Source organism: Vicinamibacteria bacterium, from assembly GCA_035570235.1.
In the GTDB taxonomy this organism is placed as follows: Bacteria; Acidobacteriota; Vicinamibacteria; order Fen-336; family Fen-336; genus DATMML01.
In genome coordinates, this window is the sequence record DATMML010000030.1 from 13,633 (window position 1) to 35,029 (window position 21,397).

The window sequence follows — 21,397 nt, forward strand, 5'->3', positions numbered from 1 at the left end:
ACTTTATCGAGGTTTCCTTGAGCCAGACCAGAGCGGGGGCGCCGGAGCCGACCGAGATCGCCGGTCGCTACCAGATCGTGCAGAAGCTGGGAGCGGGGGCCTTCGGCACCGTCTACAAAGCCAAGGACAAGATCCTGGGACGGATGCTGGCCATCAAGACCATCAAGACGGAGAGCCTGGTCGCGGCCGGGGCCAGCCTCGAGGAGATGAGCGAGCGCTTCGAGCGCGAGGCCCAGGTTTCTGCCCAGCTGAAGCACCCGAACATCGTGACCATCCACGACCTCGGCGACGCCGAGGGGATGAAATACCTGGCCATGGAGTTCATCGACGGGGTCGGCCTCGACAAGGTCATCGCGGAGGCGGGGCGGCTGCCCGTGGAGAGGGCCGCCAACATCGGGGCCCAGGTCGCGGACGCGCTCGCCTTCGCCCATAGCCACAAGGTGGTCCATCGCGACATCAAGCCCGCCAACATCATGATCGAGCCCGGGGACCGGGTTAAGGTCACGGACTTCGGGATCGCCAAGCTGACCGAGGGCGAGCAACACCTCACGATGACGGGGAGCCTGCTGGGTACGCCCTCCTACATGAGCCCGGAGCAGGCACGCGGCAACCCGCTCGACGGCCGATCCGACCTCTTCTCCCTTGGCTGCGTCCTTTACGAGATGCTGGTCGGACGCAAGGCCTTCCGCGGAGAGTCCATCACCGCCCTCATCTTCAAGATCATCACCGAGGAGCCGCCCCCCATAAGGGAGGTGGACCCCGAGATCCCCGAGGAGTTCGAGCGGATCATCAGCAAGGCCCTGGCCAAGACGTCCGAGAAGCGCTACCAGACCGGCCGCGAGATGGCCGACGACCTCTTGGCCCTCACCCGCCCCGGGACGAGCCCCACCGTCCGCCAGGTGGAGACCCCCACCGTGCCCGCGGGAGCGGCGGGTGCGCCTCCCACCGTACGCGCCAACCCGACTGTCCACTCCGCGGCCACCGTGGTGCCTCCCGCCCCCCCCACTCGGCTCATGGAGGCGCCGACGGCGCGTCCGGCGACGGCCGCCCGACCCTCTCCCCCCCGGCCCTCCCCGCCGCCCCCGCCGGCGGCCCACCCCCCGGCGCGCAAGTCGGGAGGCGGGGCGGCGCTCTTGGTCGGCCTCGGCCTGGCCGGCCTCCTCTTCGTGGGGGTGGCCGCGGGAGCGGGCTGGTACTTCTTCTTGCGCCGACCCGCGGACACTCAAACCGTCGGCGGTCTCGGGAGCACGCCTGAAATCACGGCCCCGCCCCCCACCCAGGCCCCGCCCACGCTCGGGCCCGAGCTGCCCCCGACTACCGCAGCGCCCGTGACCGCCCCGTCGCGGACTACCCCCCCCCGGGACACCCCCGCCACGCTAGCGCAGACCATGCCCCCGCGGCCGCCGGCCACGGAACCCCCCGTCCCCCCCACGCCCCCGAAGTCCATCCTCGACGAGGAGCCCCCGGTCTCAGACGGCCGGGGAACCGGAGAGGACTTGGCCAACAAATACCGGAATCCCCAAGGGGGAACCAGCTATGGCTCGGGCCGAAACCTCCGGCCGCGCGCGCTGAGCCCCCATCCCCTGGCCCAAACCGAGCGGCCCGCCGTCGCCACCATGCGTCACATCATCAACGCGGAGGAGGCCTTCAACAAACTGCACGGCCACTACGCCACGCTCGCGGAAATGTCCAACAAGACCCTGTTCCTGGACGTTCCCCACCAGGGGGGTGCCTTCCAGCGCGCGGGCTACCGGTTCAACCTGAGCGTGACCGGGGACGGCTTCAAGGTGATGGCCATGCCGATGTCGGCCGGCGGTCGTCCCTTCACCGGCGACGACTCCGGCTACATCCGCACGGGCGTGGAATAGCGCTTAGAACTTGAGGGGCCGGGCGTCCACCAGGTAGGGCGCAACCGCTTCGAAGAGATCCTGTGCGCGCTTCACGTCGGCGGGGGTGAAGTCGGGACCCGACTCCCCGGGCGTCTCACCCTTGCGGCTGATCTGGGCGACCCCCACCGCGTTGCCCCGGAAAAGGATCGGCACCGTGATCATCTTCTGGATGGGCACCACGCGGTCGCGCAGCTTCACGCTCTCGAAGAAGGCCACGTGCTTGACCATGGGCACGTTGTTCATGGCCTCCCCTGATTTCTTTCCGAGCACGTTCACCGCGATCGAGTCCCGCTTGGTGATGGGGATGGTCCCGAGGTCGGTGAACTTGCGGGGGGCCACGAAGCGAAGGTGGCGGTTGTCGGAGGTGAGGACGAGGATGGCCACCTCGTCCGCCTTGGAGCCAAAGGTGGCGCTCACCGCCTTCACCACCCGCTCCGACATGTCGAGGAAGAGCTCGCGTGGGTTGTCGACTTTTGCTTTCTGACCGGCCATGGCCCCCAGGATGTCGAGGAGGTCCTTCATAGGGAGCGGATTATAGCATGCGGCCTTTGGGCGCCCGGACCGCGGCGACGTTTGTGCTAGAGTCACCGTTCTCACACTTCCCCCGCGAGGTATCAATGATAACGACGCCACGCTCCATCATTTTCTCGACCGTCTTCTGCGCTGCCACCTCCGCTCTCGCCGCGCAGCCTGCAAAACCCCAGCCCGCACCCACTCCCCCCGCGGGTCTTCTCGTGGCCCCGGCGACGATCAAGGCCCTGAAGGCCCGCAGCATCGGCCCCGCGGTGATGGGAGGGCGGGTCTCCGACATCGGCTTCGATCCCTCGAATCCCTTCACGTTCTACGTGGGTCTGGGAACGGGGGGCCTAATGAAGACCGCCGACAACGGCGGGACCTTCCAAGCGGTCTTCGAGAAAGAGGCGGTGGCCTCCATCGGCGCCGTGGCGGTGGCCCCCTCGGACCCCAAGGTGGTCTGGGTGGGGACGGGCGAGGCCAACGACCGCAACAGCTCGAGTTGGGGCAACGGTGTCTACCGTTCCACGGATGGAGGCTCCACCTGGACCCAGGTGGGACTCAAGGAGAGCAAGACGATCGCCCGCCTGGTGGTCCATCCCCAGGATCCGGCCACCGCCTACGTGGCGGCCATGGGCGACGTGTGGAACCCCGGGCCCGAGCGGGGCCTCTTCAAGACGACCGACGGGGGCCGAACCTGGAAGGCTGTCTTGGCCGCGCCCGCTCCGTTCGCGAACCGGCTCGGTTGCCGGGACGTGGTCCTCGACCCCTCCGATCCGAACACGCTCTACGCCTCGCTCTATGCCCGCCGCCGCACTCCCTGGTCGTTCACGGCCGGGCCCGCGGCGACGGAAGGAAAGGATCTGGGGGGGATTTTCAAGAGCACGGATGGCGGCGCGACCTGGAAGAAGCTGGGCAAGGGCCTGCCCACGCAAACCGGCAACATCGGCCTCGCCATCTTCGCCCGAAACCCAAAGATCGTTTATGCCGTCGTGCAGAGCGACGAGGCCGGACAGGCCGGCATTCGGTCCGTGCGGAGCCCGGCGGGGGGAGTGTTCCGATCCGAGGACGGGGGCGAGAGCTGGACCCGGGTCAACGACCTCGACCCGCGTCCGTTCTACTTCACGCAAGTTCGGGTGGACCCCGGTAACGACCAGCGGGTGTACGTGCTGGGCTTCTCCCTCCACGTCTCGGACGACGGCGGGCGGTCCTTCCGAGAGGACCATTTCGGGAAGGCGCATCCTGACTGCCACGCCCTCGCCATCGATCCCCGCAACTCCCAGCGCATCCTCCTGGGCACCGACGGGGGCGCCTACCAGAGCTTCAGCGCAGGCGAGAAGGGGTGGGCGCACCTGAACACCATGGCCGCGGGCGAGTTCTACCGGATCAGCGTCGACTCCGGGACTCCCTACCGCATCTGCGGCGGGCTCCAGGACAACCTGAACTGGGTGGGCCCGAGCATGACCCGCAGCAAGGAAGGGATCCTCAACCAGGACTGGACCAACCTGGGGGGAGGGGACGGTTTCTACTGCGTCTTCGACCCCGAGGACCGGGACATCATTTATGCCGAGTCGCAGCAGGGCGCCCTCCAGCGCATGAACCTGCGCACAGGCGAAGTGAAGCAGCTGCGCCCGGAGCCGGGGGAGGGACAAGCCGCCTTCCGCTTCCACTGGAACTCCCCCCTCATCGGCAGCCTCCACGAGAAGGGGACGAACTACCTGGGCGGCAACCGGGTCTTCAAGCTCACCGAGAAGGCGGAGCACTGGCAAGCCATCAGCCCGGACCTCTCCCACCACGATCCCGAGAAGACCGTGACCGCGGGCAGCGGGGCGGAGAACTACGCGGTCGTCTACACCCTGGCCGAGTCGCCCCTCAAGGCGGGGCTGCTCTGGGCAGGAACCGACGACGGCAAACTCTGGATCACGGAGGACGGGGGGGCGAACTGGACGGACCTCACGGCCACCCTGCCCGCCCAGGCCCGGGGACAGTGGATGGGCCGCATCGAGGCGGGCACCCACGATCCCAAGGTCGCTTACCTCGCGGTTTCCGCCTATCCAAGCGGCAGCTACGCGCCCCTAGGCTACCGCACCGCCGACGGAGGCAAGACCTGGGCCTCCATTGGCTCGAACCTTCCCGCCGACGGGCCGCTCAAGGTGATCCGCGAGGACCCGAAGACCCCTGGCCTGCTCTACGCGGGGACGGAGTTCGGGCTCTACGTTAGCCTTGACCGCGGCGGCCACTGGACGCCCCTGGGCGGGTTACCCACCGTGGCCGTGGACGACATCCTGGTGCATCCGCGCGATCTGGATCTGGTCGTGGCCACACACGGCCGCAGCCTCTATATTCTCGACGACGTCCGCCCCCTCCAAGAGCTGAGCCAGGAGGTTCTGGCCAAGGAGGCCCACCTCTTCCCTCCCCGCCCCGCCTTGGGCTTCTACCCCCTCCCCGGCTTCGTGGACTGGGGCGGCACAGCCGTCTTCCGTGGCGCCAATCCCCCGGAGGGAGCCCTCATCACCTTCTATTTGAAGGAATACACGGGTGATCCGGTGAAGTTCGCGATCAAGGCCCCGGGTGGACGGCCCGTCGCCAACCTGACCGCCCCCGGTTCCCCCGGTCTCAACCGCATCTCCTGGGACCTGAAGCCCACCAAGGACCTGCTCTTCGAATATGCGGGCGAGGGCCCGCGGTTCGTGGTCCCCGGGGAATACACGGTGACGCTGACCTACGGGAAGACCAAGCAAGAGCAGAGCCTAAAAGTGGAGCTCGCGCCCGGAATAGAGACCCGCTGGTAGCGCTCCCAACAACTCCCGGATGGACATGGTGTGCTTAGTCTCGGCGTACAAGAAGCCAATCGTCAGCGGAACCCTCGTGTCTGACTCCCTTCGGACGAGTGACTTCGCGTGAAGGAGGACAGGCCCCATGAGGATTATTGCTGTCATCACCCTCGTTCTTCTGGGCGCCGGGTGCGGCGGTGGCGGCGGCTCTGGCCCGACCGCCGTGCCCCAAGCCACGGCGACACCGGTTCCGGCGCCCGTGGTTCGCGATGGCTCGAACGAAGCGACGCTGACCGCGGATGTCGCACCGCCACATCCCACCATGGGACAGGCGGTCACCGTTCGGGCGGCCGGTTACTTCTTGCGGGAAACGCTCTTCGATGCCACGCCCCTCTACCTCTGGCCTACGACCGATGAGGCATTCGAACGCCAGCTGGTGTACACCTGGTCAGATACCACCGACCTCCACAGCATGTTTCGCTGGAAGTCGGGGTTCGTTCTCTCCGCGCCCCCCGACGTGCTGGCGGACAGCCAGGAACGCGCCACCCTCTCCGAGGTGGCGGCCGAAGCCATCCGCGTCACTGGCCTACCGGTGACGGTTGGGACCTCGGGTCCGGTGAGCTACACCGTGAATCCGGACGACCCGTTCTTCCAGCAGGTCGACGCGCTTGCCTTCACCAGCTTCAGCCTTCGCGGCTCGGAGATCGTCGCCGCCCGCGTGGTCTTCAGAGCCAGAGAGCATCTGAATGGTGGCTGCGCCCGCATTTACGACTGCTACAACAACACGGCGTTCCATGAACTGGGACACGTCCTCGGCCTGGGCCACGTCAACGACCCGAGTTGCGTGATGGCACCGGCCACCCGCAAGGGGCAGCGGTGGTGGAGCGAGCGCCGTTTCTCTGATCGGGAGACCGTCGTGCTCCACATGATGTACGCGCACCGCCAGCCGGGGAATGCCTTCCCGGATCGAGATCCGAGCCTGGGCCCAGCCGATACTCGCACGCGCACGATCATCGTCGTTGATTGAGGTCGTGCGCTTTCGCGGGCCCGACGGGGCGAGCGCTCCAGCGGCGGCCTCGAGGCGGGGCCCCAACCGACGCTGGTTCGGCTTCCCCGCGGAAGCCACCCGCGGCTGAGGAGCGTCATCTTTCGCCCTGCCGGCCGTACCGTCAGCGTCGAGGACGTCTCACGCCGTCGCTTCGTCGGGTGGCTTGCCCGCGGGGTCGGGCCGGAAGGAGATCCCAAGAAGCCAAGGTGCCGCCAGACCCGGGTGTGCGCTCCGCAGCCTCTGCAGCTTCCGTCCGACGTCCTTGTCGATCCGTCTTCCCTGACCCTCCACGACCATTCCGAGACCCCCGGGCGCGGCCGCATCCATTAGGGACGGCGCTCCGTAGAGGGGCCGCCCCGCGACCAGCACCAGGGCGAGAGCGCTTCGGTCTCCCTCCAGCAGCCCGTCCCAGGCGTCAACCGCCACGAAGTCGGCGGGGGCGCCCGCCTGGAAGCCCCCGACCGGCAGCCGCGCGACCTCGGCCGTCTCTTGCGTGGCCAGGGCGAGGAGCTCGACCTCCTGCAGGCTCTCCCGGCGGGCAGCGGCCAGGTTAGAGAGAGCGTCCCGGGCGCCGGTCAGCGGGCTGTCGCTGCCCAAGCCCACGCGGACACCAGCGGAACGGAAGACGGAGAGCGACGCCGTGGCTCCGTAGAGCCGGCGGTTGGCCTCCGGGCACCACACCAAGCAGGCCTGGGCCGTGGCCATCCGCGCCGCATCCTCGGCGCCGAGGCCGATGCCGTGAATGATGACCGTGTTCGCCCGGAGCACGTTGGCTTCGACGAGGGCGGCGAGCTCCCCGCGGCTTTGCTCGTCCGTGCCTTCGGCCACGTGCACGAACCAGGGGATGCGCCGATCGGTGGTGCGATACGTCTTGCGGAGGCGGAGAGTGAGCCGCGGGGAGTGCGCGAACCCATAGCGGGCGAGCACCCGAACGGGGAAGCCAGGCCGGGCCAGGGAGCGGTGGAAGGGGCCGTGGTGCGCGACCGCCGTGGCCCCGCTCAACAGGTTCCGGACCCCGCCCAGGAAGAGCCGCTCCGCGAGCGGCACGCCCAGAGCCAGAGCGGCGGCGGGTTCACCGACCAGCTCCGCCGCCCACTCGTGGGCGCTGGCATAGGGCGGTCGGCCGAGGGGCGGGAAGGTGGAGAGGTCAAGGTGGTCGTGGCCGTTCACGAGGCCGGGAAGGAGGACGCGCTCCTCCAGGTCCACGTCGCGGTCGCCGCGTCCGAGAGCACCGGGGGCTCCCACTGCCGTCACCCTCCCTTCGGCCAGAGCCAGGTCACGCCGGGAGAGGAGGCCGTGCTCCCAGGTCCGCGCGTTGCGGAGGGTGAGGACAGCCTTCGTGGGCACGGTCCTGCGTCAGTCCTCGGCCGCGGGCCGGCGCGGCCGATCGCGGCCCGTGCGTGCCTCGGCCACCCAGAGCACGGCGCGACGCTCGAGATCGAGGCCGAAGAAACCGAGCCGGACCCGGGCCCGGGCGAGGGCGTGGACCAGCCTCTTCCCCCAACGCCGGCCGGGCGGGCGGTAGGCCTGGTCCAGATAGAAGTTGTACCGAGAGACCCGTTTGCTCAACAGCTTGGGCGGCCCGGGCGCGGAATCAAGATCGATCTGCGACCACTCCTCGAGGGTCGAAGCGGCCGGAGAAGCCTCCGGCCCGGGCTCCGGAGGCCCGGGATAGGGAGCGTAGAGGTAGAGGGGCGTCTCGAAAGAACCGTCGATCTCGCGAATGGCTTTCGCCGTCCGGTACACCTCCCGCAGGCGCTCCCGGGGCTCCCCGGGGTTGCCGGCCAGGAACGAGACCCGCATCCCGAGGCCGGCCCCGCGGAGCCTCTCCGCGAGCTCGAGGACCTCCCCCCGCCCCTTCTCGGCGGTTCCTGGCCGTCCCGCTTCCACCCCTACGCCGACGCGCCGGCAGCCGCTTGCTTTTAGCAGCCCCAGTTGGTCGTCGCTCAGGCGGCGCAGGGAGTCGATGCGACCCGCCCCCGACCAGGAGACCCGTCCCTTCCCCTCCAGGAGACTCTGGGCGATGGCCTCCAGCCGCCGCGCGTCGTGGAAGAAGTCTTCGTCGCGGAAGCACACCTCGGACAGCTTGTGGCCGCGGGCCAGGTCCCGGACCTCCTCCACCACGCGCTCCGCGCAGAGGCCGCTCCACGCGGGTTCTCTTCCCGCACCCGGAAACGCGTCCGTCTGGCTGGTGCAGTAGTCGAGCCGCCTCGAGCCCCGCGCCTGGAAATAGCGCTCCAGGTCCAGGAGCCCAAAATTGGCGCGCGGGAGCCCGTTCACGTCGGCGAAGAAGCCGGGAGGGTTTCGAACCACGTCCCCGTCGCCGCTCCGCCAGACCAGCCCCGATACCTCGTGCAGCGACCCCCTTTCCTCCAGAACGTGCACCGCGGCCGCGAACGCGCCCTCCCCTTGGCCGACCACGCAGGCGTCAACCGCTGCCGAGGACAGACACTGCCCGGGGAGCAACGATGGGTGCCAGCCGCCCCAGATCACGGGGAGACCCGGGCTCGCGGCCCGGGCGGCGTGGCAGATGCGAAGGGCATCCTGAATGGGCGCGCCCGTCCTGACCGTGACCCCCAGGCACACGGCCTCGCGGCACAGGGCCACCACCTGCGCCTCCGGGGCCAACTCCACCCGCCCATCCACGATCGTGACCCGTCGGTCGCGGAAGAGGGATCCCAGGTGGACGAGGCCCAGGGGAAGAGTGGGATGGTCGCCCCCCGGGTGATAGAGGACGATCGGCTTCAACTTCGCGTCCCCTCCAGCACCACGATCTCTCCCCGCCCGCGGAGACCGGGCCAGCGCCGCAAGATCCGCTCCAAGGCGGCTAGGAGACCGAAGGCTTGAGGGTGTTTGGAGATCCAGGCCGCGTCCCGGGGGAGGAGAAGCCCCCAGCCGAACGAGCCTCGCCAACGGAAGGCGGGGCCGAGCCGCTCCCGCACCTGGCGCAGCGACAGGCGGGCGGGGGGAGACGACCGCGGGTTCGCAAGGCCGAGTAAGACGCGGGCGCCCGGGCGGAGGGCCGCGGCCAAGTCACATCCCGCCCGGCCGATATCCGCACCCTCGAGCGCACCCACGGCGCAGTAGGCACCGTCGAAGACGGGGGCCAGACCCCCCAGGTACTCCGGCGCCCACACCTCCACCCCGACCCCCGTCCCGCGCAGCAAAAGCGCGTCCTCGCCCGCGTGCGTCCCCACCTCGAGCACCCGGGCGGGAGGAGCGAAGACTGCCCGCAATCGTTCCTGGAAGGCGTAGCGAAACAGCGGGAGGCTAGCCATCCCGTCTCGCGAGCAGGATCGGGAAACGGGGCGCTCTACGGCCCCCGCGCAGGAGGCTGAGGGCGTCGCCTGCCCACTCCCGGGGCGGGGTCGGCCAGCCGTGGACCTCGAGGGTCCAGCCCGCCCCCGCGAAGAGGCTCACGAGCTCTCCCCGGACCAGGTATCCGGGCTGGCTCTCCCGCGGAACGGCTATGCCGTACCGCCGGCCCTGCAGCTTCATGCGCCGCGCCACCTGGGCCTCCCCATCGCTCCGTCGGCGGTAGACGGGGGAGTCCAGGACCAGGAGCACACCGTTGCGCTGGGTGACGCGTCGCAGCTCCACCAGCGTGCGGGTGAGCTGACCCTGGTAGTGCAGGGAGCCCACCGCCAGTACGAGGTCGAATCGGCCCGGCTCCAGGGGCAGCGCATCCATCTCCGCTTCCGCCCGGGGCAGCCGGCCCATCTCGATCAGGAGGTTCGCACCCAACAAGCCGTCCTCCGCGTCCAGGTTCACGTCCACCGCTGCCACCCGATGACCCAGCTCGACCAGTCGCACGCTTGCCCAACAGCACCCCGCCCCCACCTCGAGCACGCGCCAGGGCCCTCGGCCCAAGGCGGCGGCCAGGAGGGGAAGGGCCTCCCGGAACCTTCGGCCGCACGACCGCCAGATCGTCGCTTGGGGATGGGAGGCCGCCACATCGGGCAGGCCCGGCTCCGCCCGCCAACCCTCATCGCGCCGAACACGCTGGTACAGCTCCAAGAAGGGGAGGATGTCTCGCCGCCGCTCCTCGGGGAGCAGTCGATGCACCCCCCGATGGGTCGCAAACCAGCGGCCCTCGGCCGCGCAAAAGAGGCCGTGGGTCCGGATTTCGAGGGGAGCGGCGCAATAAGAGCAGCACCAGCCCACCCAGGACTCGGCCTCCCGAGGTTCCGACGCCCGAACTTGATCTCGTATCCGCAAGGGGGCGGGGGTGAGTGTATCGGCGGCCCCGAAAAGCGTCAATGCATGGCTCTTCGGCACCAGACCTCCCATGGTATTCTTTACGGTCCGACCATGCAGAGCCGCCTTCTCAGCTTGCTGGGCACGTGGGCCTTGGGCTCGACCCTCCTTTGGTGGCCACGACTGTCCGGGGCTTGGCGCCGGAAACTAGCCGTTCTCTCGAGCGCGGCCGGCCTTCTCTGCCTCATTTTGGCCATGAACACCGAAGGCTTCCGGGAGTCCCCGACGATGGCGGTCTTCCTGGTCGGAGCGCCCTACGTCACGGAGCGGGCCTCGGCCTCCGCGAGCCTGCCTTACTACGTGCTCACCGCTGTCTGCCTGTTGCTGGGGGTGGCCGGCCTGGGGGTGGGGGACGAGCTGGCCCGGGGGCTCAGCCGCCACTGGCTGGCCACCGCCGTGGGGCTGAGCGTGGGGATTGTCGTCCTGCGCTTCCTGCTCGAGAAAACCGCCGCCCCCTGGCCCTTAACCCAAGCGGTAGGGGTCACGGGGCTGGCCCCCGTGGTGGGCGCTTATTTCGCGGTCTGCCTCCGCTCGGAAGCGAAGGGCTTTCGCTCCCTCCTGGGGGGCCTCCTCGTCTACGCCGTCTCGGTGCGCGGGGCCCTCGCCGCGCTCATGGTGGTAGCCACGACGCGTCGACTGGGATCCCACTACGACATCTCCCCCCTGACCATCGTTCGGAACCCTTTCACGCAGCGCCTCTACAGCTTCGAGCCGGGCAGCCTCGCCCAGATCATGAATGTCGTCCTGATCCCCCAGCTCCTGGTCTGGCCCCTCTACACCCTCCTGACAGGCCTCCTGGGGGCATGGCTCATATCCACCGTCTGGGGGAGCCCCCGACTGCCCAGCGTACCCGCCGCCGTTCGGGTGGCGCCAGCCGAGCAGGACTGACCGCCGCTTGTTCTTGAGTATTCTAGTGGACCCGGCAGGTGGTCGTCCCCACCCCGGACCCGCAACGTTTGCCGACCACGTTCCCCGTGGCGGGGTCCTGGAAATTAACGCAGAGAAGGCCCCCCTTGCAGTCGGCGTCTACCGTGCAAGTGTCGCATTGGCCACCGCTCGAGCATCCGCAGAGGGGCAAGGCCAGGAGCACGGCCAGGCACAACCGCCAACGGGATCGCATCACTAATGGCTCCTTGCCGAGAAAAGAGGGCGCGCGCAACCCGATTCTACCCGATGCCGGGCCCCGGCGGCGCCCAAAAACACGGCTAGACCCTTCATTTGACGGGTTTTCGAGGCCCGTGATACCGTACTTATTGAATGTATGGTGGCGGTGAGGACCGCCAAGAACTCCGCGATGACCACCGCCCAGGATCTCAAGTCCACCCTCAACCTGCCCAAGACCGACTTCCCAATGAAGGCCAACCTGCCTCATGCGGAGCCTGAGCGGCTGGCCATCTGGCAAGGGGAGGACCTTTACCGCCGCGTCCGGGCCGCACGTCGGGGCCTGCCCATCTTCGTCCTCCACGACGGCCCGCCCTACGCCAACGGCCACATCCATCTGGGCACGGTGGTCAACAAAGTCCTCAAGGACCTGGTGGTGCGTAGCCAGAGCATGGCCGGGCGCGACGCCCCTTATCTGCCGGGGTGGGACTGCCACGGCCTTCCCATCGAGCTACAGGTCGACAAGGACCTCGGACCGCGCAAGAAGGAGATGAGCCCGGTCGCGTTCCGCCGGCAATGCCGGGCCTACGCCGAGAAGTTCGTGGCCATCCAGCGCCAGGAGTTCGAGCGCCTGGGCATCCTCGGCGAGTGGAACCAGCCCTACCTCACCATGGCCCCCAGCTACCAGGCCACCATCGTGCGGCAGCTCGCCGACTTCGCGGCCAAGGGAGAGGTCTACAAAGCCAAGAAATCCGTTCACTGGTGCATCTCCTGCCGGACGGCCCTGGCGGAAGCGGAAGTGGAGTACGACGAGCACCACGTCAGCCCCTCCATCGACGTGCGCTTTGCCCTTGCGGATAGCGAGCGGGAGAGGCTCTCCGCCCGGCACCCGGGTCTCAAGGACAAGAACGTTTTCGCGGTGATCTGGACGACCACGCCCTGGACGCTGCCCGCCAACCTGGCCCTCGCCTTCCACCCCGAGGCCGATTACGCGTTTTATCCCGTGGTGGGCACGAGCGACGTGCTTCTCCTCGCCAAGGCCGTGAGCCAGGCCGCGCAGGCGCGGTATTGGGGCGGGGAGAAGCGCCTGGGCACGCCCCTCGCAGAGACCAAGGGCGCCGCCCTCGAGCACGTGCGCTTTCGTCATCCCTGGCTCGACCGCGACGCGCCGGGCGTCCTCGCCGACTACGTGGCCCTGGACACGGGGACAGGCGTCGTCCACACCGCCCCCGGACACGGCTGGGACGACTACCTGACCGGCGTCCGCTACGGTCTGGACATCTACTGCCCGGTCGACGAGGCGGGCCGCTTCCTGCACGAAGTCGAGCATTTTGCCGGGCAGAAGGTCTTCGAGGCCAACCCGAAGATCATCGACTTCCTCCGCGGGCGGGGGGCCCTGGTCTGGGCTGGCCAAGAGACCCACTCCTACCCCATCTGCTGGCGCTGCAAGCATCCCATCATCTTCCGGGCCACTGAGCAGTGGTTCATCGCCCTCGATGGGGAGGGGAAGCTCCGCGAGAAGGCCCTGGCCGCGATCGAGGACGTCAAATGGTTTCCCTCCTGGGGCAAGGAACGCATCCGCAACATGATCGCCACCCGCCCCGATTGGTGCATCTCAAGGCAGCGGCTGTGGGGCGTCCCCATCCCCGCCTTCTACTGCAAGAGCTGCGGGGAGGCCGTGCTGCGCAAGGACCTCCTGGAACGCGTGGCCGACCTCTTTGAGAAGGAAAGCGCCGACGCCTGGTACGAGCGGGAGGCCAAGGATCTGCTCCCGCCCGGCTTCCACTGCCCGCGGTGCCAGGGCGAGGCCTTCGACAAAGAGCGGGACATCCTCGACGTGTGGTTCGACTCCGGCTCCTCCCAGGCCGCGGTCCTGGGCCATCGGGCGGACCTGCCCTGGCCGGCCGACGTCTACCTGGAGGGGAGCGACCAGCACCGGGGATGGTTCCATTCCTCGCTGCTCATCGGGGTGGGTACGCGGGGGGCCCCCCCCTACCGGCAGGTCATCACCCATGGCTTCACCGTGGACGCGGAGGGCAAGAAGATCTCCAAGAGCCTCGGCAACGACGTGGACAGCCAGAAGCTCATCGCCTCCCATGGCGCGGAGATCCTGCGGCTGTGGACGATCATGGTCGACTACCGGGAGGACATGCGCTTCTCCGACGACATGCTGAAGCGCGTGTCCGAGGCCTACCGCAAGATCCGCAACACCTGCCGCTACTTGATCTCGAATCTCTATGACTTCGACCCCGCTACAGACGCGGTCCTGGACGCGGAGTTGGACGATCTCGATGGCTACGCTCTGGCTTACCATTGGCAGTTCGTTGATCGAGTGCGCGCCGCCTACGACTCATACAGCTTCCACATCGTCTACCACGAGCTCGTCGGCTACTGTGCAGAGATCTCGTCGATCTACTTCGACATCCTCAAGGATCGCCTTTACTGTGACGCTCCGAATGATCGACGCCGGCGCTCAGCGCAGACCGTACTGCATCGGATCCTGGATGAGTTGACTCGCCTGTTAGCACCAGTGCTGCCGTTCACGGCGGATGAGGTGTGGTCGCATGTCTCTGGCCATGGCGCTGATTCAGTGCATACAACCCTCTTTCCGGCAAAGACTCCTCTAGTTCCAGGAACGCCCACGAAAACAGGCGAAGTCGTCCGAATGCAGGCGAGCGATTTGATACTTCGATGGTCACAGGACCTTTTCCCGTTGCGAGAGGAGGTCTTGAAGAAGCTAGAGGAAGCTCGCGCGGCGCGGACCATCGGCTCGAGCTTGGAAGCTCGCGTACACATCACCGCGCCCGCCAAGCAGTTGGACGCCCTCCGCAAGTACGAGAGTCAGAGCACTGTCTTCCCAGGCAACCTGGCCAATCTCTTCATCGTGAGCAAGGTCGACCTGGAGGCGGAGGGGCCGCTCGCGGCCCGGGTGGGTCCCGCCCCCGGCCGCAAGTGCGAGCGCTGCTGGACCTACTCCGAGAACGTGGGGCGGCTCCCCGTCCACCCCGCGGTCTGCGAGCGCTGCGCGGCGGTGCTGGAAAGACGATGAAGCGCCTCTACTACGTCGGCCTGGTCATCGCGATCGTGGCCCTGGATCAGCTCACGAAGTGGTTGATCGTGAGCTCGATGGAACTGCACGAGTACCGCTCGCTCATCGACGGCTTGCTCAGCTTGAGCCACGTCCACAACCGGGGGGCGGCCTTTGGGATCCTCTCCGACGCCGACCTTCCCCACCAGGCCATGCTGTTCTCCGTCTTGAGCCTGTTCGCCCTGGGCGCCATCGCCGTCTACGCCTTCCGGCTCCCGGTGGCGGCCCGTCTCCCCCAGTTCGCCCTGGCCCTGATCCTGGGCGGGGCGGTGGGGAACCTGCTGGACCGCATGCGTCTCGGCTACGTGGTGGATTTCGTCCACGTGTACGTCAAACAGCACCAATGGCCGGACTTCAATCTCGCCGACTCCGCGATCACGGTGGGGGTGGCGCTCCTCATCCTGGACATCCTGCGCACCCCGCAGCCCAACCCCGGGCGGAAGGCGGGGATGGCGGAGGCCGCGTCGCCGGCCGGGAGGACCGACTAGATGTACCCTCGCCTCTTCACCCTGCCCGCGTTCCATGTGTTCGGCCGGTCCTTCGGGCCCACCCTCCACACCTACGGTGTGCTGCTCGCGGTGGCCTTCCTGGCCGGCTTGTGGGTCGTCAGCCGGCAGGCCAAGAAGGCCGGGCTCGACCCCGGCCGCGTCACCGACCTGGCGGTCTGGGTCCTGATCGCTGGGCTCTTGGGGGCCAAGGTGCTCCTGGTGGCCGTGGAGGGGCGCTTCTACTTCAGGAACCCCCGCGAAATCCTGTCCATCCTCCAGAGCGGCGGGGTATTTTATGGTGGGCTCATGGGCGGGATCGCCGCGGCGTGGTTCTGCGCCCGGCGCTACGCCCTCCCCGGATGGCAGACCGCGGACGTGCTGGCCCCGGGGGTCATCATCGGCCAGGCCATCGGCCGCCTGGGCTGTTTCGCCGCCGGTTGCTGCTGGGGCAAGCCCGCGCAGGTGCCCTGGGCGGTGACCTTTCGGGACTTCTACGCGAGCCACGCCGTAGGCACGCCGCTCGAAACCCCCCTCCATCCCACCCAGATCTACGAGTCGCTGGGTGCCTTCCTTATCTTCCTGGGCCTGCTTTGGCTCGCGCCCCGCAAGCGGTTCCATGGCCAGGTCGTCCTCGCCTATGCGTTTGCCTATTCGGTGCTGCGTTTCGTGATCGAGTTTTTCCGGGGCGACCCGGACCGGGGCTCCGTGTTCGGGGGCGCTCTCTCCACTTCCCAGCTCATCGCCATCCTGCTGGTTGCGGGGGCCGTCATCATCCTGCCGTACCTGGCCAAGACGCAGCGGGTCAACCCGGCCCCCGCCTGAAACGCCACGCGGCACTCGCTCCTGGTCGACGCCTCTGCCGCGGGCTTGCGGCTCGATTCCTGGCTGGCGCGTGAGCTCCCCGGTCTGAGCCGGGCCCGCATCCAGTCCCTGATCGCGGCCGGCCACGTGCGGCTGCAAGGGAAGGACACCCGGGCCTCGGCCCGGCTCCGCCCGGGCCAGGCCGTCTCCGTTGTCGTGCCCAATCCCGTTCCCGCCCATCCCCAGCCCGAGGACATCCCGCTCGACATCGTCCATGAGGACCCACACCTCTTGGTCCTTAACAAGCCGGCCGGCCTCGCTGTTCACCCGGGGGCGGGGAGGCCGGGGGGCACCCTCGTAAACGCGCTCCTCCGGCACGTCCGCGACCTCTCGGGGGTGGGAGGGGTCCTGCGCCCGGGGATCGTGCACCGCTTGGACCGCGGCACCTCCGGCCTGCTCGTGGTGGCCAAAGACGACGAGACCCACCGGGCGCTGGCCCAGCAATTCGCGGGACGGACGGTCGAGAAAGAGTACCTGGCCCTCGTCCTCGGTACGCCCACCCGCCGGGAGGGGACGATCGACGCCCCCGTCGGCCGCGATCCCGTCCACCGCAAGCGGATGTCCGCGCGGTCCCCCCGCGGCCGCGAAGCGCGCTCCTCCTACGTGGTCGAGGAAGCCTTCGACGGCGCTGCTCTCCTGCGGGTGCGGATCCACACCGGGCGCACCCACCAGATCCGGGTCCACCTCGCCTCCCTCGGCCATCCGGTGGCGGGAGACGCCACCTACGGGGGAACGCGCCCGCCCACCTCCCGCCAGGCCGCCTCCCGCGCGGCCCTGGCCTCCCTGGAGCGCCCCGCTCTCCACGCCGCCCGCCTCGCCTTCACGCACCCCGGGGCCGGCCAGCGGGTCGTGTTCGAGAGCCCCTTGCCCCCCGACCTGCAGGGTGTGGTCGACCGCCTCCGGGCGGGAAGCGGCGGCCAACCGCGGACAAAGAGCTTGGTATCATGACCATCATGAGCCGTTCCGCCGACGCTCCCCCCGAGGGGAGGGCGCGCGTGGTGACCCGCCGCCGCGTCTATGAAGGCAAGGTCCTCGCCCTCGACGTCGACCTGGTCGAGGAACCGGGGGGGGTACAGGCCGTGCGCGAGGTCGTCCGCCACCGCGGCTCGGTGGCGGTGCTGCCCGTGCACGAAGACGGGCGGGTGGTCCTCGTGCGGCAGTACCGCTACCCCGTGGACGCGAGGGTCTGGGAGCTGCCCGCGGGCCGGTTGGACCCCGGCGAGACCGCGGAGGAGGGGGCGCGGCGGGAGCTGGAGGAGGAGGTGGGGCTGCAACCCTCCAGCCTCGAGCCGCTGAGTGTCTTCTACACGACCCCCGGCTTCTGCGACGAGACCATGTACCTCTTCCGGGCCACCGCCCTGCGCGCGGTCCCTCCCCGACCGGAGGCGGACGAGCGCATCGAGGCGGGCGTCTTCACCCTGGAGGAGGCCCGGGACATGATCCGCCGCGGCGAAGTCCGGGAAGGCAAGACGCTGATCGCCCTCCTCTTGGAAACTGAGCGGCGGGCCGGGGGAAGGGCGGGATGAAGGAGCGCCGGCGGGCCCGGCGAAGAACCATCCCCTTCGTCCGCAGCGCGGTCCTGGAGGTGGACGGGCGCAGCCACATCGTGGCCCTGCTCGACCTCGGTCCCGACGGAGCCTTTCTGCAGACGCGCACACCACTCGAGCCCACCCAGTCCCTCCGCCTCCGCCTCGTCCTCCCCCGCAGCGGGCAGGAGGTCGTCCTCCCCTGCCAGCTCGTCTGGCGGAGCGACACCTTCGATGCCGTCACCGGCCGGCCCGCGGGCCTGGCCGTGCGATTCCATGGCCTGGATGCGGGCGTGGTCCGCCGCGTCGAAGAGTTCGCCCTGGAGGGCTTCCTGCCCTCACCGAATCCGGCCCCGAACGCCCACTACGAGTACCGGCTGCTCGACCGGCCGGAGGTCGACACCGAGGAGCTGAACCACCTGGGCTTCGATGGCTGGCGCCTGGCCGCCGCCCTGCCCTCACCGGCGGGGGTGCGCCTCGTCCTCCTGCGTCGGCTCTGAGCCGCTCGACCCTTCAAAACGGCCGGGCCGCGGAAAGCCACACGAGCAGGGGGAGGCCGATGCCGAGCAGGGGCACGGCCAGGGTCGCGATCATCTCCTGCACGGCCAGGCCCCGGGCTAGGTCCTTCGAGAGGGGGGGAGCCGGGGTCTGACGGAGGCCGCGCGCAATCCAAACGTGCGCGATCCAGGCGTGGAAGGCTTCGAGCGGCACCACCAAAAAGATCACCAGGCCGAGCTTGACCAGAAGCCAGCGGGCGTGGCCGAGGCCCCAGCCCCGTTGGCGCATGAGCAGGAGACCGGAGACGAGGAGCAGGAGCAGGGAGGCGTGCTCCAAGAGGAGCAGGGGCTGGAGGCGACGGCGGGCGGCGAGGGCGGCCGCGGGCACTCCTGGGCTGCGGGCCATGGCAAGCGCGTAAGCGGCGGCCGCGCCCACCCAGAGAACGAGGGCGGCCAGGTGGACTGCCCGCAGTAGGGTGAGGATGGCCTAGGCCCCGGGAGGGGAGGTCGCGGCCCGGCCCCCGCTCAGAGCTTCTCCTCGGCCAGCAGCACGTAGGTGATGCTGGCCCAGGGTATGAGCAGCTGGCTGTGCACGTGCTCCACGTCGCCGCCGGCATCGGTGATGGTGCGCTGAACCTCGAAGAGAAGGCCCACCACGTCGGACCGGATCACCGAGCAGTTGCGGTAGATGACGTCCTGCGTCGCCACCTCTTTGAGGTGGGTCCCCATCCCCAGACCCTGGATCTCCATGGGTAGGCTCCTAATCGTAGTACTCGAGGCCCAGATGGGTGATGAGCTCTTCCCCCCGCAGATGCCGCAGCGTGTTCTTGAGCTTCATGAGCTGGATGAAAAGGTCATGCTCGGGGTAGAGGCCGGGGGCGTGCATCGGGCTCTTGAAGTAGAAGGAGAGCCATTCCTGGATGCCGCTCATCCCCGCCCGCCCCGCGAGGTCGAAGAAGAGAGCGAGGTCCAGCACGATGGGGGCGGCCAGGATGGAGTCACGGCAGAGGAAGTCCACCTTGATCTGCATGGGGTAGCCCATCCAGCCGAAGATGTCGATGTTGTCCCAGCCTTCCTTGTTGTCCCCCCGCGGCGGGTAGTAGTTGATGCGCACCACGTGGTGGATCTTCCCGTAGAGGTCGGGGTAGAGGTGGGGCTGGAGGATGTGCTCCAGGACCCCCAGCTTCGAGACCTCCTTGGACTTGAAGGACTCCGGGTCGTCGAGCACCTCCCCGTCCCGGTTGCCAAGGATGTTGGTCGAGTACCAGCCATTCATGCCCAGGAGGCGGGCCTTGAAGCCGGGGGCGAGGATCGTCTTCATGAGGGTCTGGCCGGTCTTGAAGTCCTTGCCCCCAATGGGGGTGCCTGTCTTCCGGGCCAGGTCGGTGAGGGCGGGAATGTCGGCGGAGAGGTTGGGGGCCCCGTTGGCGTAGGGGATTCCCGCCTTGATCGCGCAGTAGGCGTAGATCATGGATGGGAGAATGTCGGGGTGATCCTCGGCCAGGCCCCGCTCAAACTTCTCGATCGTGGAGTGGACCTCGCTCGCCTCGCGGTACACCTCGGTGGAGCCGCACCACACCATGACTAGGCGGGCGAGCCCCTTCTCCTTGCGGAAGCCCTCGATGTCGGCGGAGACCTGCTCCGCAAGGTCCCGCTTGTTCTTCCCCTTCTTCACGTTCTCGCCCGTCAGCCTCTTGACGTAGGCGGGGTCGAAGACGGCCGGCCAGGGCTTCACCGTCTCCAGGAAGGGCTTCAGGGCGCTCAGATGCTCGGGGTTGAGCACGCCTGCCTTGCGCGCGGCCTCGTAGGCGTTGTCCCGGTAGATGTCCCAGCCGGCGAAGACCACGTCGTCCAGGGAGGCGAGGGGGACGAACTCAGCGATGCGGGGATTGCGCCCTTCCGTCCGCTTACCCAGCCGCACCGTTCCCATCTGGGTGAGGCTCCCGATGGGTCGGGACATGCCCCTGCGTATCGCCTCCACCCCCGCCACGAAGGTGGTGGCCACCGCCCCCATGCCGGGCAGCAACACCCCCAGCTTGCCGTCCGCCCGCCCGATGGGCCGATTCTTCCCCGTCGTGGTCATCGACGATCCTCCGTGGCGCCGTCCGCGCGCGGTCGCGAAAGGGCAGATGGTACCATGGCTCGGGACACCGGCCGAAGGGGGGCCGGAGCCTCATGATGCGATCCGTCGGCTTCCCCTGAAAGACCCGCGGGTCAACCCCGGGGAGAGAACCCCGCTGACGCCATACAACGGCGTTGTCACCGGTGAAGGACAGGCAATGTCCGTGGCGAGATACGAGTCCCGCGGCTACGGATCCCGCTCTTCCTTTTCTCGGCCAAAAGGGCTCGACTCAAACCGGGCCTCGGTGGCATGCCCATTGCTCGGGCTCACGCCAATGCGCTATCTCGGCCTGAGGGGTGCGGATGTCCGCCGGACCCTCGGGTTGGTATGTTTGATTTGCGCTCCCCTCTTGGCCGCCTGCGTGAACGGGCGGCCCGGAACCGACACCTCCAACCCCGGGGTGCCGGGAGGGCCTACCGCCCCCACGGGCCGGACGGTCGCCTACACCGACCTCCAAACCGCTTTTGCGAATGACTGCCTCTCCTGTCACAACGACTCTCGTGCGGCCGGCAACTATTCGATGGGCACCTACCAAGAGGTCCTCAAGGACGTGAAGCCCTATGATGCGGCGAGCGCCTTGGTCGTGGACACCCAGCCCGGGGGGTCGATGTACCGGTACTGGACCGGGGATCCGCAAACGAAGGCGGCGCTCGTCTTCAACTGGGTGGTTGTCTATGGGGCCCCGGGCAGCCGGTAGGATGCGCCCTTCCTTCTGGGTCGCGGCTCTTGTAACGGTGCTCCTTTCCGGAACGGCCGGGGCCCGCCCGACGCCAACGACAGCACCGACCCTCGAGCTCACCACCCTCGAGGGCAAGACGGTGAGGCTCGCCGATTTCAAGGGTCGCGTCCTTCTCGTGGACATCTGGGCGAGCTGGTGCGGGCCCTGCAAGAGCTCCTTCCCCTCCCTGGATGCGCTGTACCTGGAGCTCCACCCCCTCGGCCTCGACCTGTTGGCCGTGAACGTCGACGAGCGGCGTCGCGACGCCGACGAGTTCCTCTCGCACCATCCCCATCAGATGCCGGTCGTTCTCGACCCCCAGGGCCGCGTGCCCGAGGCCTTCGGCGCCGAGGCCATGCCCAGCTCCTTCCTGATCGATCGGAGCGGCAACATCCGCTTCCGCCACGCGGGGTATTCACCCGCCAGCCTTCCGGTCTACCGTCAGGAGATCGCGAGGCTCCTCGAGGAAGCGGGAGCGGAGAGCGACGGAGTGGTCGTCATCGGTCCATGAGGAG

At 68.5% G+C, this 21,397-nt stretch carries 21 protein-coding genes; 12 read left to right on the forward strand and 9 right to left on the reverse strand.

Going from position 1 to position 21,397, the window contains the following annotated elements:
- The first annotated feature begins 17 nt into the window (after window positions 1-17).
- The gene (locus VN461_04575) at window positions 18-1,868 is read left to right on the forward strand and encodes a serine/threonine-protein kinase (protein HXB54034.1); all 1,851 of its coding nucleotides are present in this window, start codon (window positions 18-20) and stop codon (window positions 1,866-1,868) included.
- 3 nt (window positions 1,869-1,871) lie between these two features.
- On the opposite strand, the gene VN461_04580 is transcribed toward VN461_04575, so the two are convergent.
- Complete coding sequence (locus VN461_04580; GenBank protein ID HXB54035.1) at window positions 1,872-2,411, reverse strand: GAF domain-containing protein; 540 nt, start codon at window positions 2,409-2,411, stop codon at window positions 1,872-1,874.
- Between the two features lie 95 nt (window positions 2,412-2,506).
- On the opposite strand from VN461_04580, the gene VN461_04585 reads away from it, so the two are divergent.
- Window positions 2,507-5,194, forward strand: coding sequence for a glycosyl hydrolase (locus tag VN461_04585; protein ID HXB54036.1), 2,688 nt, complete (start codon window positions 2,507-2,509; stop codon window positions 5,192-5,194).
- A gap of 127 nt (window positions 5,195-5,321) precedes the next feature.
- Window positions 5,322-6,203, forward strand: coding sequence for a matrixin family metalloprotease (locus VN461_04590; protein ID HXB54037.1), 882 nt, complete (start codon window positions 5,322-5,324; stop codon window positions 6,201-6,203).
- 159 nt (window positions 6,204-6,362) lie between these two features.
- Here the strand turns inward: VN461_04590 and VN461_04595 are convergent, their stop codons facing one another.
- The 4 genes from VN461_04595 to VN461_04610 are packed head-to-tail and all read right to left on the reverse strand — an operon-like array spanning window position 6,363 to window position 10,502.
- Window positions 6,363-7,571, reverse strand: coding sequence for an amidohydrolase family protein (locus tag VN461_04595; GenBank protein HXB54038.1), 1,209 nt, complete (start codon window positions 7,569-7,571; stop codon window positions 6,363-6,365).
- 9 nt (window positions 7,572-7,580) lie between these two features.
- The gene (locus VN461_04600) at window positions 7,581-8,972 is read right to left on the reverse strand and encodes a cobalamin-dependent protein (protein ID HXB54039.1); all 1,392 of its coding nucleotides are present in this window, start codon (window positions 8,970-8,972) and stop codon (window positions 7,581-7,583) included.
- Window positions 8,969-9,502, reverse strand: coding sequence for a hypothetical protein (locus tag VN461_04605; GenBank protein ID HXB54040.1), 534 nt, complete (start codon window positions 9,500-9,502; stop codon window positions 8,969-8,971). Before VN461_04605 ends, VN461_04600 begins: the two co-directional genes overlap by 4 nt.
- Window positions 9,495-10,502 (reverse strand): class I SAM-dependent methyltransferase, encoded by a 1,008-nt coding sequence (locus tag VN461_04610; GenBank protein HXB54041.1) that lies wholly within the window; start codon window positions 10,500-10,502, stop codon window positions 9,495-9,497. The genes VN461_04605 and VN461_04610 overlap by 8 nt, the downstream gene beginning before the upstream one ends.
- Between VN461_04610 and VN461_04615 the strand changes: the two genes are divergently transcribed.
- Window positions 10,488-11,369 (forward strand): hypothetical protein, encoded by an 882-nt coding sequence (locus VN461_04615; GenBank protein ID HXB54042.1) that lies wholly within the window; start codon window positions 10,488-10,490, stop codon window positions 11,367-11,369. The genes VN461_04610 and VN461_04615 overlap by 15 nt on opposite strands.
- Before the next feature lie 22 nt (window positions 11,370-11,391).
- Here the strand turns inward: VN461_04615 and VN461_04620 are convergent, their stop codons facing one another.
- Window positions 11,392-11,601: a hypothetical protein gene (locus tag VN461_04620; protein HXB54043.1), complete on the reverse strand. Its 210-nt coding sequence runs from the start codon at window positions 11,599-11,601 to the stop codon at window positions 11,392-11,394.
- Window positions 11,602-11,751: 150 nt separating this feature from the next.
- Here VN461_04620 and ileS point away from each other — a divergent pair, with 150 nt between their 5' ends.
- The 6 genes from ileS to VN461_04650 are packed head-to-tail and all read left to right on the forward strand — an operon-like array spanning window position 11,752 to window position 18,045.
- Window positions 11,752-14,631, forward strand: coding sequence for an isoleucine--tRNA ligase (ileS, locus tag VN461_04625; GenBank protein ID HXB54044.1), 2,880 nt, complete (start codon window positions 11,752-11,754; stop codon window positions 14,629-14,631).
- Complete coding sequence (lspA, locus tag VN461_04630; protein HXB54045.1) at window positions 14,628-15,158, forward strand: signal peptidase II; 531 nt, start codon at window positions 14,628-14,630, stop codon at window positions 15,156-15,158. Before ileS ends, lspA begins: the two co-directional genes overlap by 4 nt.
- Entirely contained in the window at window positions 15,159-15,980 is an 822-nt protein-coding gene (gene lgt / locus VN461_04635) for a prolipoprotein diacylglyceryl transferase (GenBank protein HXB54046.1), read from the forward strand.
- Window positions 15,981-16,025: 45 nt separating this feature from the next.
- Window positions 16,026-16,967, forward strand: a complete 942-nt coding sequence (locus VN461_04640) for an RluA family pseudouridine synthase (protein ID HXB54047.1) — start codon at window positions 16,026-16,028, stop codon at window positions 16,965-16,967.
- Window positions 16,964-17,545 (forward strand): NUDIX hydrolase, encoded by a 582-nt coding sequence (locus tag VN461_04645; protein HXB54048.1) that lies wholly within the window; start codon window positions 16,964-16,966, stop codon window positions 17,543-17,545. Before VN461_04640 ends, VN461_04645 begins: the two co-directional genes overlap by 4 nt.
- Complete coding sequence (locus tag VN461_04650) at window positions 17,542-18,045, forward strand: PilZ domain-containing protein (GenBank protein HXB54049.1); 504 nt, start codon at window positions 17,542-17,544, stop codon at window positions 18,043-18,045. Before VN461_04645 ends, VN461_04650 begins: the two co-directional genes overlap by 4 nt.
- Window positions 18,046-18,058: 13 nt before the next feature.
- On the opposite strand, the gene VN461_04655 is transcribed toward VN461_04650, so the two are convergent.
- The 3 genes from VN461_04655 to VN461_04665 form a co-directional block, all read right to left on the reverse strand.
- Window positions 18,059-18,448, reverse strand: a complete 390-nt coding sequence (locus VN461_04655; GenBank protein HXB54050.1) for a hypothetical protein — start codon at window positions 18,446-18,448, stop codon at window positions 18,059-18,061.
- Between the two features lie 119 nt (window positions 18,449-18,567).
- Window positions 18,568-18,792 carry a hypothetical protein gene (locus VN461_04660; GenBank protein HXB54051.1) on the reverse strand — a complete coding sequence of 75 codons (225 nt, stop codon included), beginning with the start codon at window positions 18,790-18,792 and terminating at the stop codon, window positions 18,568-18,570.
- 10 nt (window positions 18,793-18,802) lie between these two features.
- Window positions 18,803-20,125 carry an inositol-3-phosphate synthase gene (locus tag VN461_04665; GenBank protein ID HXB54052.1) on the reverse strand — a complete coding sequence of 441 codons (1,323 nt, stop codon included), beginning with the start codon at window positions 20,123-20,125 and terminating at the stop codon, window positions 18,803-18,805.
- A gap of 313 nt (window positions 20,126-20,438) precedes the next feature.
- Here VN461_04665 and VN461_04670 point away from each other — a divergent pair, with 313 nt between their 5' ends.
- Window positions 20,439-20,861, forward strand: coding sequence for a hypothetical protein (locus tag VN461_04670; GenBank protein ID HXB54053.1), 423 nt, complete (start codon window positions 20,439-20,441; stop codon window positions 20,859-20,861).
- 1 nt (window position 20,862) lies between these two features.
- Window positions 20,863-21,393, forward strand: coding sequence for a TlpA disulfide reductase family protein (locus VN461_04675; GenBank protein ID HXB54054.1), 531 nt, complete (start codon window positions 20,863-20,865; stop codon window positions 21,391-21,393).
- The last annotated feature ends 4 nt before the right edge of the window (window positions 21,394-21,397 follow it).

What these genes read in the sequence shown, in the direction of transcription:
- VN461_04580 (HXB54035.1), bottom strand. Translation starts at nt 2,411, where the DNA reads ATGAAGGACCTCCTCGACATCCTGGGGGCCATGGCCGGTCAGAAAGCA.
- VN461_04585 (HXB54036.1), top strand. Translation starts at nt 2,507, where the DNA reads ATGATAACGACGCCACGCTCCATCATTTTCTCGACCGTCTTCTGCGCT.
- lgt (HXB54046.1), top strand. Translation starts at nt 15,159, where the DNA reads ATGTACCCTCGCCTCTTCACCCTGCCCGCGTTCCATGTGTTCGGCCGG.
- VN461_04645 (HXB54048.1), top strand. Translation starts at nt 16,964, where the DNA reads ATGACCATCATGAGCCGTTCCGCCGACGCTCCCCCCGAGGGGAGGGCG.
- VN461_04605 (HXB54040.1), bottom strand. Translation starts at nt 9,502, where the DNA reads ATGGCTAGCCTCCCGCTGTTTCGCTACGCCTTCCAGGAACGATTGCGG.
- lspA (HXB54045.1), top strand. Translation starts at nt 14,628, where the DNA reads ATGAAGCGCCTCTACTACGTCGGCCTGGTCATCGCGATCGTGGCCCTG.
- VN461_04660 (HXB54051.1), bottom strand. Translation starts at nt 18,792, where the DNA reads ATGGAGATCCAGGGTCTGGGGATGGGGACCCACCTCAAAGAGGTGGCG.
- VN461_04670 (HXB54053.1), top strand. Translation starts at nt 20,439, where the DNA reads ATGCGCTATCTCGGCCTGAGGGGTGCGGATGTCCGCCGGACCCTCGGG.
- VN461_04590 (HXB54037.1), top strand. Translation starts at nt 5,322, where the DNA reads ATGAGGATTATTGCTGTCATCACCCTCGTTCTTCTGGGCGCCGGGTGC.
- VN461_04665 (HXB54052.1), bottom strand. Translation starts at nt 20,125, where the DNA reads ATGACCACGACGGGGAAGAATCGGCCCATCGGGCGGGCGGACGGCAAG.
- VN461_04615 (HXB54042.1), top strand. Translation starts at nt 10,488, where the DNA reads ATGGCTCTTCGGCACCAGACCTCCCATGGTATTCTTTACGGTCCGACC.
- VN461_04620 (HXB54043.1), bottom strand. Translation starts at nt 11,601, where the DNA reads ATGCGATCCCGTTGGCGGTTGTGCCTGGCCGTGCTCCTGGCCTTGCCC.
- VN461_04675 (HXB54054.1), top strand. Translation starts at nt 20,863, where the DNA reads ATGCGCCCTTCCTTCTGGGTCGCGGCTCTTGTAACGGTGCTCCTTTCC.
- VN461_04650 (HXB54049.1), top strand. Translation starts at nt 17,542, where the DNA reads ATGAAGGAGCGCCGGCGGGCCCGGCGAAGAACCATCCCCTTCGTCCGC.
- VN461_04655 (HXB54050.1), bottom strand. Translation starts at nt 18,448, where the DNA reads ATGGCCCGCAGCCCAGGAGTGCCCGCGGCCGCCCTCGCCGCCCGCCGT.